Origin of the sequence: Chromobacterium sp. S0633 (genome assembly GCF_024158805.1) — a bacterium.
Lineage (GTDB): Bacteria > Pseudomonadota > Gammaproteobacteria > Burkholderiales > Chromobacteriaceae > Chromobacterium.
This window is the reverse complement of sequence record NZ_JAMZGH010000017.1, coordinates 1-12,262: the sequence shown is the minus strand read 5'-3', so window position 1 is coordinate 12,262 and position 12,262 is coordinate 1. Positions and strand designations below refer to the sequence as shown.

The following is a 12,262-nucleotide window of genomic DNA, read 5'->3' as shown; positions in this document are numbered from 1 at the left end:
CGGAGGCTAATGAGGATGCGGCTGCGCAAAGCCGATCATTTTACTCGGTTTTTAGTTCGAGGGGTAGTTTTGCCTACGGGATCCGCGGCAGGCCGCAGGCCGGAATCGGGCGTCGGCAAGGCGGCGCGAGCCGGCCGCGCAGAGGCGGGAAGGGCCGCGAGCCGCGCCGCGGCGGCGTTTGCGGTTTTATTACTTTCAGATGAAGGGCTTGGTGTAGAATCCGGCGACGGATAAGGATCGTCCGCGGACGGGCCGAAACGGGGCGGGCATTTCCGCTCGGGCGGCGCAGCGAGGACTGTCGTCGCCGCAACAAAAATCTACACTTACCCGGGTCACGGGGGGCTAAAAGGACAATTCATGCACAAGGTCGTCATTAGCGGAACCGGCTTGTTCACGCCGCCGCACGCGGTCAGCAACCAGGAACTGGTCGCGGCTTTCAATGCCTTTGTACACGCTCACAATCAGCAGCACGCGGACCGGATCGCCGCCGGAGAAATGGAAGCGCTGGCCGAGTCCAGTTCCGAATTCATCGAGAAGGCCTCCGGCATCAAGCAACGTTTCCTGATGGACAAGAGCGGGGTGCTGGATCCGGCCAGAATGGCGCCGCATTTGCCGGAGCGCGGCAACGACGAGTTGTCGGTGCAGGCGGAGATGGCGGTGGCCGCGGCGCGCCAGGCGCTGGAACGCGCCGGCCGCAGCGCCGCGGACATCGACATGGTCATCGTCGCCTGCTCCAATATGCAGCGTCCGTACCCGGCGGTGTCCATCGAAGTGCAGCAGGCGCTCGGCATCCAGGGCTACGCCTTCGATATGAACGTGGCCTGCTCGTCCGCCACCGTCGGCATTCAGACCGCGGTCAACGCCGTCGCCTGCGGCCAGGCGCGCGCGGTGCTGATGGTGAATCCGGAAATCTGTTCCGCCCATTTGAACTTCCGCGACCGCGACAGCCACTTCATCTTTGGCGACGCTTGCACCGCGGTGGTGCTGGAGCGCGCCGAGGCGGCGAGCTCGGCGCAGCGTTACGAGGTGCTGGGCAGCAAGCTGGCCACGGTGTTCTCCAATAATATCCGCAACAACTTCGGCTTCCTCAATCGTTGCGACGAGGCGGGGATAGGCCAGCCGGACAAGCTTTTCGTCCAGCAAGGCCGCAAGGTGTTCAAGGAAGTCTGCCCGATGGTGGGCGATCATATCGCCGCGCATCTGGAAGGCCTGGGCATCGCGCCGGCCGAGGTGGCGCGCTTCTGGCTACACCAGGCCAATCTGGCGATGAACCAGCTGATCTCCCGGCGCGTGCTGGGCCGCGAGGCCGGCGATCAAGAGGCGCCGGTGATTCTGGACCGTTACGCCAACACCAGTTCCGCCGGCTCCGTGATTGCATTCCATCTGCATTCGGATGACCTGCGGAGCGGGGATGTCGGCGTCATTTCATCTTTTGGCGCGGGCTATTCGGTGGGCAGCGTTGTGCTGAGGAAAATCTGATAAGCCGGAAAAAATAGTCCTAGCGCGAAGGGCCCTTGGCAGAAAAAAGCAGAGGACGCTTGTCAAAAGCGTCCTCTCTGCATAATGTATCCCCCCATGGCGGGCTTGGATCCCGCTGACAAGAAAGACCGATGAGTCTGTACAAGGGAAAGGAAATAAAGATGCAAACTGTCAAGAAAGCGCTGTTGGCAGCCGGCCTGATCGCCGGGACTGTGATGGCCGCCCAGGCCGCCGGCACCCTGGTGTACTGCTCCGAAGGCAGCCCGGCGGGTTTCGACCCAGGTCAATACACTACCGGCACCGATTTCGACGCTTCCGCCGAAACCGTGTTCAACCGCCTGGTGCAGTTCCAACGCGGCGGCACCAAGGTGGTGCCGGCGCTGGCAGAGAAATGGGATGTGGCCGCCGACGGCCTGAGCTACACCTTCCATCTGCGCAAGGGCGTGAAGTTCCAGACCACCGACTACTTCAAGCCGACCCGCGAATTCAACGCCGACGATGTGGTGTTCACCTTCAGCCGCATGGTCGACAAAAACCATCCGTTCCGCAAAGCCTATCCGACCGAATTCCCGTATTTCACCGATATGGGTTTGGACACCAATATCGTCAAGGTCGAGAAAATTGACGCCAACACCGTCAAGTTCACTCTGAAGAGCCTGGACGCGGCCTTCCTGCAGAACCTGGCGATGAGCTTCGCCTCGGTGCAGTCCGCCGAGTACGCGGACAAGCTGCTCAAGGCCGGCAAGCCGCAGCTGATCAATCAGCAGCCGGTGGGCACCGGCCCGTTCATCTTCAAGCGTTACCAGAAAGACGCGCAGATCCGCTTCGCCGCCAACAAGGAATACTGGAACAAGGCCGACGGCCCGAAAGTGGACAATCTGGTGTTCGCCATCACCACCGACGCTTCCGTGCGCTACCAGAAGCTGAAAGCCGGCGAGTGCCAGATCACCGTCAACCCGCGTCCGACCGATTTGGCCGCGATGAAGGCCGATTCCAAGCTGTCGGTGACCGCGCAGCCGGGCTTCAACCTGGGCTACCTGGCTTACAACGTCAAGCACAAGCCGCTGGAAAAGCTGGAAGTGCGTCAGGCGCTGGACATGGCGATCAATAAGAAAGCCATCATCGACGCGGTGTACCAGGGCGCCGGCCAGCCGGCCACCAATCCGATGCCGCCGACCCAGTGGTCCTACAACAAGAGCCTGAAAGACGCGCCTTACGATGTGGCCAAGGCCAAGGCGCTGCTGGCCAAGGCCGGCTACCCCAACGGCTTTGAACTGAGCTTGTGGGCGATGCCGGTGCAGCGTCCGTACAACCCCAACGCCAAACTGATGGCGGAAATGGTGCAGTCGGACTGGGCCAAGATCGGCGTCAAGGCCAAGATCACTTCCTACGAATGGGGCGAGTACATCAAGCGCGCCAAGGCCGGCGAGCATGACACCATGTTGATCGGCTGGACCGGCGACAACGGCGATCCGGACAACTGGCTGGGCGTGCTGTTCGGCTGCGACGCGATGAACGGCAACAACTTCTCCAAGTGGTGCTACAAGCCGTTTGAAGACCTGATCCAGAAGGGCAAGCGCACCGCCAACGTGGCCGAGCGCACCAAGCTGTACATGAAGGCTCAGGAAATCGTCAAACAGCAAGTGCCGATGACCACCATCGCCCACTCCACCGTCAATCAGCCGATGCTGAAATCGGTGCAGGGCTTCAAGGTCAGCCCCTTCGGCCTGAACTCCTTCTACGGCGTCAGCGTCAAGTAAGCCTGAAATAATAAAAACACGGCGACATCGGGGGCCTGGCCCCCGATGTTTTGGCTAAGTTCGGCGAATGGCGCTGCTGATGCCGGCCTGTCCGCGTTGCGGCCGGGACCGACGCTGAAGCGGAGCGCTATTGGCCACTACAAGCCTTGGGTTTCCAGTCGCACGCAGAGGCGGCGGGCCCGATGGCGGCGGAACGTCTACTGGGTGGTTTTCAGAGGGTAGTCAGTCACAGCGTGGAGAGGCTGTGCGTCCGGCTTGACCTGGGTCAAGCTCGTCTGCGGCGAGGGGTGCTATCTTGCACTTGCCGTGGCGGTGGCGCAGCTGATGTGGGTGGGTGGTTCAGTTGCATGCCATCGCTTCGGCGCTCTTCTTGCTGTTTTCCTTGCTTCTTCTCCGTCCGATTCCGGTAACGTCTCCCCAAAACGCAATAGAGCCGTCGTTCGCCGTTTGCCATGCAAGGCGTCGTCGCTCTGGGTCTCATTTGAGTATTGCGCCCAGTCGCCCAGCGGGGCCGGCGCAAGGGAGAAGTCCTCATGTTTTCCTTTATTCTGCGAAGGTTGGGTTTATTGGTGCCAACCTTCTTCGGCATCACGCTGCTGACCTTCGGCCTGATCCGCATGATTCCGGGCGATCCGGTGGAGGTGATGGTGGGCGAGCGCGCGCTCGATCCGCAAATGCACGCCGAAGCCTTGCATCGCCTGGGTCTGGACAAGCCGCTGTACGCTCAGTATTTCGACTACGTGGTCAATCTGCTGCATGGCGACCTGGGCGAGTCCCTGGTGACCAAGACCGGGGTGTGGACCGAGTTCAAAACCCTGTTCCCCGCCACGCTGGAATTGGCGATCTCCGCCTTGATCTTCGCCACCGTGCTGGGTCTGCTGGCCGGCGTCATCGCCGCCATCAAGCGCGGCTCGCTGTTCGACCACGGCGTGATGGGCATCTCGCTGACCGGCTTCTCCATGCCCATCTTCTGGTGGGGTCTGATCCTGATCATGTTCTTCTCGGTCAAGCTGGGCTGGACCCCGGTGTCCGGCCGCGTCGACCTGACCTTCGACATCGCGCCGCATACCGGCTTCATGCTGATCGACTCCTGGATGGCGGAGGTCGCGGATCCGGAAGTGAACGCAGGCGCCTTCAAGAACGCTTTGATGCACCTGATCCTGCCCGCCATCGTGCTGGGCACCATTCCGCTGGCGGTGATCGCGCGGATGACGCGCTCGTCGATGCTGGAAGTGCTGCGCGAAGACTATGTGCGCACCGCGCGCGCCAAGGGCCTGTCGCCGGCGCGAGTGATCTTCATCCACACCCTGCGCAACGCGCTGATCCCGGTGTTGACCGTGATCGGCCTGCAAGTGGGCACGCTGATGGGCGGCGCGGTGCTGACCGAAACCATCTTCTCCTGGCCGGGCATAGGCAAATGGCTGATCGACGCCATCAGCCGCCGCGATTATCCGGTGGTGCAGAACGGCATCCTGATGGTGGCGACGCTGGTGATCGTCACCAACTTCATCGTCGACATCCTGTACGGCATCGCCAATCCGCGCATCCGTCACGCCAAGTAACAGCCAGTAGGTGGACTTATGACTCAGACTACGCAAGTCAACGCCGGGCCGGACCTGGCGCTGGCCTATCCCTCGCCGCTGAAGGAGTTCTGGCAGGGCTTTTCCCACAACAAGGGCGCGGTGGCCGGCCTGATCTTCATGCTGATCGTCACCTCCTGTGCGCTGTTGGCGCCGCTGGTGGCGCCCTACAGCCCCATCGAGCAGTACCGCGATCATTTGCTGACCCCGCCGGCCTGGGTGGACGGCGGTTCGGCGCAGTTCCTGTTCGGCACCGACGAATTGGGGCGCGACATCCTGTCGCGGCTGATTCACGGCGCGCGGCTGTCGCTGTTCATCGGCCTGTGCTCGGTGCTGATGGCCTTGCTGCCGGGCGTGGTGCTCGGCCTGTTGGCCGCCTTCTTTCCCAAGGCCCTCGGCGGCGCGATCATGCGGCTGATGGACATCATGATGGCCTTGCCCTCGCTGTTGCTGGCGGTGGCCATCATGGCCATTCTCGGACCGGGGCTGATGAACGCGATGATCGCCATCGCCACCGTGTCCTTGCCCGCCTATGTGCGCCTGACCCGCGCGTCGGCGATGACCGAGCTGAACCGCGACTACGTCACCGCCTCGCGCGTGGCCGGCGCGGGCCTGCCGCGGCTGATGTTCGTCACCGTGCTGCCCAACTGCATGGCGCCCTTGATCGTGCACGCGACCATGAGTTTTTCCTCGGCCATTCTGGAAATCGCCGCGCTGGGCTTCCTCGGCCTGGGCGTGCAGCCGCCCACCCCGGAGTGGGGCACCATGCTGGCCTCGGCCCGCGATTACATTGAAAGCGCCTGGTGGGTGGTGACGCTGCCCGGCCTGACCATTTTGCTGTCGGTGCTCGCCATCAACTTGATGGGCGACGGCCTGCGCGACGCGCTGGACCCGAAACTGAAGCGCGCCGCTTGAGGGGATGGACATGAGTTTGTTGCAAATCAAGAACCTCTCGGTGGAGTTTGGTTCGGAAAAAAATCCCTTCCGCGCGGTGGAAGGGCTGGACCTAGAGGTCAATCAGGGCGAGATCGTCGGCATCGTCGGCGAATCCGGCTCCGGCAAGTCGGTGACCATGATGGCGATGATGGGGCTGTTGGAAGGCCAGGGCCGCATCGTGGCCGACGAACTGAGCTTCGACGGCAAGAACCTGCTGACCATCTCCGCGCGCGAGCGCCGCAAGATCGTCGGCAAGGACATCGCGATGATCTTCCAGGACCCGATGACCTCGCTGAACCCCAGCTACACCGTCGGTTACCAGATCATGGAAGTGCTGAAGCTGCATCAGGGTCTGCGTGGAGCGGCGCTGAAGCGGCGCGCGCTGGAACTGATGGAACTGGTGGAGATTCCGGCGCCGGCCTCGCGGCTCAACGCCTATCCGCACCAGCTGTCCGGCGGCATGAGCCAGCGCGTGGTGATCGCGATGGCCATCGCCTGTAATCCCAAGCTCTTGATCGCCGACGAGCCGACCACGGCGCTGGACGTGACCATTCAGGCGCAGATCATGGAGTTGCTGGTCAGCCTGCAGAAAAGCCAGAACATGGCGCTGATCATGATTACTCACGATCTGGCGGTGGTGGCCGAGGTGGCCCACCGGCTGGCGGTGATGTACGCCGGCCAGGTGGCGGAGATGGGCGCGGTGCCCGGCGTGTTCAACCACCCGACCCACCCGTACACCGAGGCGCTGCTGTCGTCGATTCCGGAGCACAGCAAAGGCGCGCATCGGCTGAACACCTTGCCGGGCATCGTGCCGGGGCAGTACGACCGTCCCAGCGGCTGCCTGTTGTCGCCGCGTTGCCCCTATGTCAAGGACAACTGCCGGACCCAGCGTCCGGGGCTGACCCCGGTGGAGGGCGGCGCCGTGCGCTGCCACTACCCGTTGCTGGACAAGGAGGCGAAATGAGCACCGTATTGCAAGCGCGGGATCTGACCCGCTATTACGACGTGTCCCAGGGCTTCCTCAAGCCCTCGGCGCAGGTCAAGGCGCTCAACGGCGTCTCCTTCGAACTGCAGGCCGGCAAGACGCTGGCGGTGGTGGGCGAATCCGGCTGCGGCAAGAGCACGCTGGCCCGGCAACTGACGCTGATCGAAGCGCCGACCTCCGGTTCTTTGCTGCTGGACGGCAAGGACGCGGCCCAGGCCGGCAAGGCCGACTTGAAAGCCATGCGCACCAAGGTGCAGATGGTGTTCCAAAACCCGTACGCGTCCTTGAATCCGCGTCAGAAAATCGGTAGCCAGCTGGCCGAGCCGCTGCTGATCAATACCTCGCTGAACGCCAAGGAGCGCGAAGACAAGGTGCGCGGCATGATGCAGCGGGTCGGTCTGAGGCCGGAGCACTTCTTCCGCTATCCGCACATGTTCTCCGGCGGCCAGCGTCAGCGCATCGCCATCGCGCGCGCAATGATGCTGAACCCCAAGATCGTGGTGGCGGACGAGCCCACCTCGGCGCTGGACGTGTCCATCCAGGCCCAGGTGCTCAATCTGTTCATGGATTTGCAGGACGAGTTCAAGACCGCCTATGTGTTTATCTCCCACAATCTGTCGGTGGTTGAGCATGTGGCCGACGACCTGATGGTGATGTACCTGGGGCGCGCGGTGGAGGTGGGGGAAAAGAACCGCGTTTACGAACGGCCGCTGCACCCCTACACCCAGGCCTTGTTGTCGGCGACGCCGTCCATCCATCCTGAGCAGCGCCGCATCAAGATCAAGATCGAGGGCGAACTGCCCAGCCCCTTGAAGCCGCCGTCGGGCTGCGCCTTCCACAAGCGCTGCCCGCATGCGAACCAGCGTTGCGGGGAAGAAGTGCCGGAATTGCGCGAGCTGGATCAGCGCATGATCGCCTGCCATCGCGCGGAAGACATCAACGTCTGAGCGCGTATAGTCCTATCGTCAGCGGGGCCGCCATGCGCGGCCCGCTTTTTTTTGGCCGCGCTTTGTCGATAATGAGGAAAATGGACAGATTCTGCTGCGGATAGTCCAGCTGGAAGCGAAACATTTTGCGCAATGCACAAAAATTGCTTTACCCGCCCCCAACGACCACGATACATTCGCCATGGCACACACAGTCAAAGGAAAACGAGAATTGAAGCGAGCCGTGTACGCGGGCAGCTTCGACCCGGTGACCAACGGTCACCTATGGATGATTCGCGAAGCGGTGGAACTGTTTGACGAATTGATCGTAGCGGTCGGAGTGAACCCGGAAAAACACTGTACCTTCAGTGTCGAGGAACGAGTGGCTTTGCTGCGCGCCGTCACCGGCGGCTTCAGCAAGTTGCGGGTGGATGTGTTCGAGAACCAGTTCCTGGTCAATTACGCGCAAAGCATAGGCGCCAACTACATCATCCGCGGCATCCGCACCGCCAGCGACTATGAGTACGAGCGCACCATGCGCTACATCAACTCCGATTTGCACCCGGACATCACCACCATCTTCCTGCTGCCGCCGCGCGAATACGCCGAGGTGTCGTCGACGATGGTCAAAGGCCTGGTGGGGCCGCGCGGCTGGGAAAGCGTGATTCGCCAATATCTGCCGGAGCCGGTCTACCGCAAGCTGATCGAGATGTATTCGTCCGAATAGCCGCGGCTGTAATAGAATTGGATATCCGTTCACGCGCCGCCTGCAGTCAGCGGCGCGTTTGTTTTGTGTTTTGCCCATCGCCCATATCGAGGACTCATGCTGGACGTCAGCCCATTCGCCAATCGCCTGGCCAAGAATTTCAAGCACCACGCCAAATGGGCGCGCCGCCAGGGGCTGGACGCCTGGCGCGTTTACGACAAGGACGTGCCGCAGTTCCCGTTCGCGGTGGACCTGTACGGCGAGCGCGTCCATCTGCAGGAGTACGACACCGGTTGGGAGATGGAGGACGAGGCCTATCGCGACTGGATCAACGCGGTGGTGGACAGCCTGTGCGCGGTCACCGGCCTTGCGCCCGGCGCGGTGACGCTGAAGAACCGCCGCCGTCAAAAGGGCGTCAGCCAGTACGAGAAAGTGGGACAGTCGGGCGACGACTTCATCATCGATGAGTTCGGCCAGCGTTTCATCGTCAATCTGGACGCCTACCTGGACACCGGCCTGTTCCTGGACCACCGCAACACCCGCAAGCGTGTGAGGGAAGAGGCCGCCGGCAAGCGTTTCCTCAATCTGTTCGCCTATACCGGCAGCTTCACCGTCTATGCCGGCTGCGGCGGGGCGATCAGTTCCGAAACCGTGGACATGTCCAATACCTATCAGGATTGGTCGCGCCGCAATTTCGAGCTCAACGGCCTGGATCTGGCCCGGCATCAGCTGGTGAGGGCCGACGTGTTCCAGTATCTGGAAGAGGCGGTGGACGGCGGCAAGCAGTTCGACCTGATCGTGATGGACCCGCCCACCTTCTCCAACTCCAAGAAAATGCGCGACATCCTGGACGTGCAGCGCGATCACGTCTGGCTGATCGACTACGCGATGGCGCTGCTGGCGCCGGGCGGCACCTTGTACTTCTCCAATAATCTGCGCAGTTTCAAGCTGGACGAGAGACTGGCCGAGGATTACGTCATCCGCGACATCAGCGCGCAATCGGTGCCGGAAGACTTTCGCAACCGAGCCATCCATCAGTGCTGGCAGATACGCCGCGACTAGCGGTTTGAGTCTTCTATATAAGGTTCCGGTTAATTAGAGGCCGAACTTTATCGCCGGGTTTCCTATCGTATTGCATGGCGCGACAACATTCCGACAGCTGCTAGTCTGAATCATGCGCGCCTTCGCTCATCACAATAAGGAGACTCGATGATTCAACTCGATTTCTACGGCACCCTGGTGGCCGCGTCGCTGGTTTTGCTGCTCGGGCGCAAACTGGTGGCGCATGTCGGCGCGCTGCGCACCTACAACATCCCCGAGCCGGTGGTCGGCGGCTTGCTGATCGCCGCCTTGCTGCTGCTGTTCCGCCAAGTCACCGGCAGCGAAGTCCGCTTTGACGCTTCGCTGCAAACCCCGCTGATGCTGGCCTTCTTCGCTTCCATCGGCCTCAACGCCAATTTGAAAAGCCTGAAACAGGGCGGCAAGACCGTCGGCGTCTTCCTGGCCGTGGTGGTCGGCCTGCTGCTGGTGCAGAACACCTTGGGCATCGCCTTGGCCAGCCTGCTGGGCCTGGACCCATTGATGGGCTTGCTGGCCGGCTCCATCACCTTGTCCGGCGGTCACGGCACCGGCGCCGCCTGGGGCGGCACCTTCGCCTCCAAATACGGATTGGCCTCTGCGTCGGAACTGGCGCTGGCCTGCGCCACCTTCGGCCTGGTGCTGGGCGGCCTGATCGGCGGCCCGGTGGCGCGCTTCCTGGTCAAGAAAGTCAAAACCCCGGGCGCCGAGCACAATGCCGACGATCCGCCGCTGGCCTTCGAACAACCGGACGCCCAGCGTCTGATCACGCCGCACTCCTTCATCGAGACCCTGGCGCTGATCGCCGTCTGCTTGCTGGGCGGCACCTTTCTCGGCGGCCTGCTCAAAGGCACGCCGCTGGAGCTGCCCACCTTTGTCTGCGTATTGTTCGTCGGCGTGCTGATCAGCAACGGCTTGGCGGCTTTGGGTTGGTATCAGATCTTCGAGCGCGAAGTGTCGGTGCTCGGCAACGTCAGCCTGTCGCTGTTTCTGGCCCTGGCGCTGATGTCGCTGCGCTTGTGGGATTTGGCGGCGTTGGCGCTGCCCATCTTCGTGCTGCTGCTGGCGCAAACCGCGGCGATGGCGATGTACGCGATTTTCATCACCTTCCGGGTGATGGGCCGCAATTACGACGCGGCGGTGCTGGCCGCCGGCCATTGCGGCTTCGGCCTGGGCGCCACCCCCACCGCCATCGCCAATATGCAGGCGGTGACCGAGCGCTTCGGCCCTTCGCATCTGGCCTTTCTGGTGGTGCCCATGGTGGGCGCCTTCTTCATCGACATCGTCAACGCCATCGTAATCAAGCTCTACCTGGCGCTGCCCTTCATCGGCTAAGCCTTGCGGCAGCGGAGGCTATCGCCCGGATTGATAAATTCAACCAGGCGATAGCCTTGCAATGCCGTGGCCGCGTACCTATCTTTGCTGCAACAGCCCGCCGCTGGCGGGCGCTTCAGACAGCGAAAGACATCCCCATGGCTTACATCAATCTCAATGCCGACAACTTCAACACCCATATGAAAGAGGAAGGCCTGGTCATCCTCGACTTCTGGGCGCCGTGGTGCGGTCCGTGCAAAATGTTCGGCCCCACTTTCGAAGCCGCGTCGGAAAAACACGCCGACATCGTGTTCGGCAAGATCAATACCGAAGACGAACGCGACCTGGCCGCTCACTTCAATATCCGCTCCATTCCGACGCTGATCGCCATCAAAGACGGCATCATGGTGTTCAACCAGGCCGGCGCGATGATGGCGGCGCAATTCGAACAACTGATCCAGGGGCTGCGCGAACTGGACATGGACAAGGTGCGGGCCGACATCGCCAGCCAGCAGGAATGACAGCTGGCGCCGAGGCGCGGCGCTCAGGACAATAGATAAGGCAATGCTTCGGGCATTGCCTTATTATTTTGTCTGCCATCTATATAGGTATGGCGCAGCGAGGAGACGAGAATGAAACGATGGGGCGCAATGCTGATTTTTTGCAGTCAGGCGGTGATGGCGGCTTGCCCGGCTTTATTGAACTACACGGTGCCGGGTCTGATGGGCGGTCAGATCAATCTATGTCAGTACGCGGACCGGCCGCTGCTGGTGGTCAATACCGCGAGCCACTGCGGCTTCACGCCGCAGTTCAAGCAACTGCAATCGCTGTATCAGACCTATGGACAGCGGGGTCTGATGGTGGTCGGCTTTCCCAGCAACGATTTCTTTCAGGAACTGGAGAGCGATAAGGAGATCGGCGCCTTCTGCGAAGCCAATTACGGCGTGACCTTCCCGATGGCCGGAAAAGGGCATGTGCGCGGCGCCGATGCGCAGCCGTTCTTCAAAGCCTTGATCAAGGCCACCGACGACGCTCCGGTATGGAACTTCCACAAATACCTGATCCTGCCCGGCGCCAGCAAGGTGGTCAGCATAGGCACGCGCACCAAGCCGGACGATCCGGAAGTCGTCAACGCCTTCCTGCCTTATCTGAAGCCGGCGGAGAGCGTGAAAAACTAGAAGATTTGCGCGCATCCCACAACGGGCCGGCGCTTCGCCGGCCCGTTTTTCATGGTTCGGCGGGGCGGTTGAGGCGTGCCGGCAAATACCCTTTCAGGATATTGCTTGCCGCATCAAGGGTTTGGCCTGCGGGACCCGCTTTTGTTGAGGTTTTTCTCGCAAAAGGTGTTGACGGGTTTAGGGGCCTGACGTATAGTTCGCCTCCTCAGCAGACAACGCAGCGGCGGAAACGAAGCGCAGCGACCTGCACCGATCTTTAACAGAACGAATAACCGATAGGTGTAAGTGCTCGGTCGATGACCAAACACTTGCACTGCAAGA

At 61.7% G+C, this 12,262-nt stretch carries 11 protein-coding genes; all 11 read left to right on the top strand.

The genetic code is table 11. The features are described from left to right. The first annotated feature begins 357 nt into the window (after positions 1–357). On the top strand, positions 358–1,479 hold the full coding sequence (locus tag NK214_RS11340; protein WP_253314519.1) for a beta-ketoacyl-ACP synthase III: 1,122 nt from the start codon (positions 358–360) through the stop codon (positions 1,477–1,479). A 161-nt stretch (positions 1,480–1,640) separates the two neighbouring features. Further along, positions 1,641–3,239, top strand: coding sequence for an ABC transporter substrate-binding protein (locus NK214_RS11335; RefSeq protein ID WP_253314518.1), 1,599 nt, complete (start codon positions 1,641–1,643; stop codon positions 3,237–3,239). A gap of 533 nt (positions 3,240–3,772) precedes the next feature. Then, positions 3,773–4,801 (top strand): ABC transporter permease subunit, encoded by a 1,029-nt coding sequence (locus tag NK214_RS11330; RefSeq protein ID WP_107800342.1) that lies wholly within the window; start codon positions 3,773–3,775, stop codon positions 4,799–4,801. A gap of 18 nt (positions 4,802–4,819) precedes the next feature. Continuing rightward, entirely contained in the window at positions 4,820–5,734 is a 915-nt protein-coding gene (locus NK214_RS11325; protein WP_107800341.1) for an ABC transporter permease subunit, read from the top strand. A gap of 10 nt (positions 5,735–5,744) precedes the next feature. After that, positions 5,745–6,719, top strand: a complete 975-nt coding sequence (locus NK214_RS11320) for an ABC transporter ATP-binding protein (RefSeq protein ID WP_253314517.1) — start codon at positions 5,745–5,747, stop codon at positions 6,717–6,719. Continuing rightward, entirely contained in the window at positions 6,716–7,687 is a 972-nt protein-coding gene (locus tag NK214_RS11315; RefSeq protein ID WP_227104687.1) for a peptide ABC transporter ATP-binding protein, read from the top strand. The genes NK214_RS11320 and NK214_RS11315 overlap by 4 nt, the downstream gene beginning before the upstream one ends. 181 nt (positions 7,688–7,868) lie before the next feature. Beyond that, on the top strand, positions 7,869–8,393 hold the full coding sequence (gene coaD, locus NK214_RS11310) for a pantetheine-phosphate adenylyltransferase (RefSeq protein ID WP_107800339.1): 525 nt from the start codon (positions 7,869–7,871) through the stop codon (positions 8,391–8,393). Positions 8,394–8,489: 96 nt separating this feature from the next. Then, positions 8,490–9,434 (top strand): class I SAM-dependent methyltransferase, encoded by a 945-nt coding sequence (locus NK214_RS11305; RefSeq protein WP_107800338.1) that lies wholly within the window; start codon positions 8,490–8,492, stop codon positions 9,432–9,434. A 147-nt stretch (positions 9,435–9,581) separates the two neighbouring features. Further along, the gene (gltS, locus tag NK214_RS11300; protein WP_253314516.1) at positions 9,582–10,784 is read left to right on the top strand and encodes a sodium/glutamate symporter; all 1,203 of its coding nucleotides are present in this window, start codon (positions 9,582–9,584) and stop codon (positions 10,782–10,784) included. 137 nt (positions 10,785–10,921) lie between these two features. Continuing rightward, positions 10,922–11,284 (top strand): thioredoxin, encoded by a 363-nt coding sequence (gene trxA / locus NK214_RS11295; RefSeq protein ID WP_107800336.1) that lies wholly within the window; start codon positions 10,922–10,924, stop codon positions 11,282–11,284. 111 nt (positions 11,285–11,395) lie between these two features. Beyond that, the gene (locus NK214_RS11290) at positions 11,396–11,941 is read left to right on the top strand and encodes a glutathione peroxidase (RefSeq protein ID WP_107800335.1); all 546 of its coding nucleotides are present in this window, start codon (positions 11,396–11,398) and stop codon (positions 11,939–11,941) included. The last annotated feature ends 321 nt before the right edge of the window (positions 11,942–12,262 follow it).

Excerpts from the sequence above, each read along its gene's own strand:
- NK214_RS11325 (WP_107800341.1), top strand. The coding sequence starts at position 4,820 with ATGACTCAGACTACGCAAGTCAACGCCGGGCCGGACCTGGCGCTGGCC.
- coaD (WP_107800339.1), top strand. The coding sequence starts at position 7,869 with ATGGCACACACAGTCAAAGGAAAACGAGAATTGAAGCGAGCCGTGTAC.
- NK214_RS11330 (WP_107800342.1), top strand. The coding sequence starts at position 3,773 with ATGTTTTCCTTTATTCTGCGAAGGTTGGGTTTATTGGTGCCAACCTTC.
- NK214_RS11315 (WP_227104687.1), top strand. The coding sequence starts at position 6,716 with ATGAGCACCGTATTGCAAGCGCGGGATCTGACCCGCTATTACGACGTG.
- gltS (WP_253314516.1), top strand. The coding sequence starts at position 9,582 with ATGATTCAACTCGATTTCTACGGCACCCTGGTGGCCGCGTCGCTGGTT.
- NK214_RS11335 (WP_253314518.1), top strand. The coding sequence starts at position 1,641 with ATGCAAACTGTCAAGAAAGCGCTGTTGGCAGCCGGCCTGATCGCCGGG.
- NK214_RS11305 (WP_107800338.1), top strand. The coding sequence starts at position 8,490 with ATGCTGGACGTCAGCCCATTCGCCAATCGCCTGGCCAAGAATTTCAAG.
- NK214_RS11340 (WP_253314519.1), top strand. The coding sequence starts at position 358 with ATGCACAAGGTCGTCATTAGCGGAACCGGCTTGTTCACGCCGCCGCAC.
- NK214_RS11290 (WP_107800335.1), top strand. The coding sequence starts at position 11,396 with ATGAAACGATGGGGCGCAATGCTGATTTTTTGCAGTCAGGCGGTGATG.
- trxA (WP_107800336.1), top strand. The coding sequence starts at position 10,922 with ATGGCTTACATCAATCTCAATGCCGACAACTTCAACACCCATATGAAA.
- NK214_RS11320 (WP_253314517.1), top strand. The coding sequence starts at position 5,745 with ATGAGTTTGTTGCAAATCAAGAACCTCTCGGTGGAGTTTGGTTCGGAA.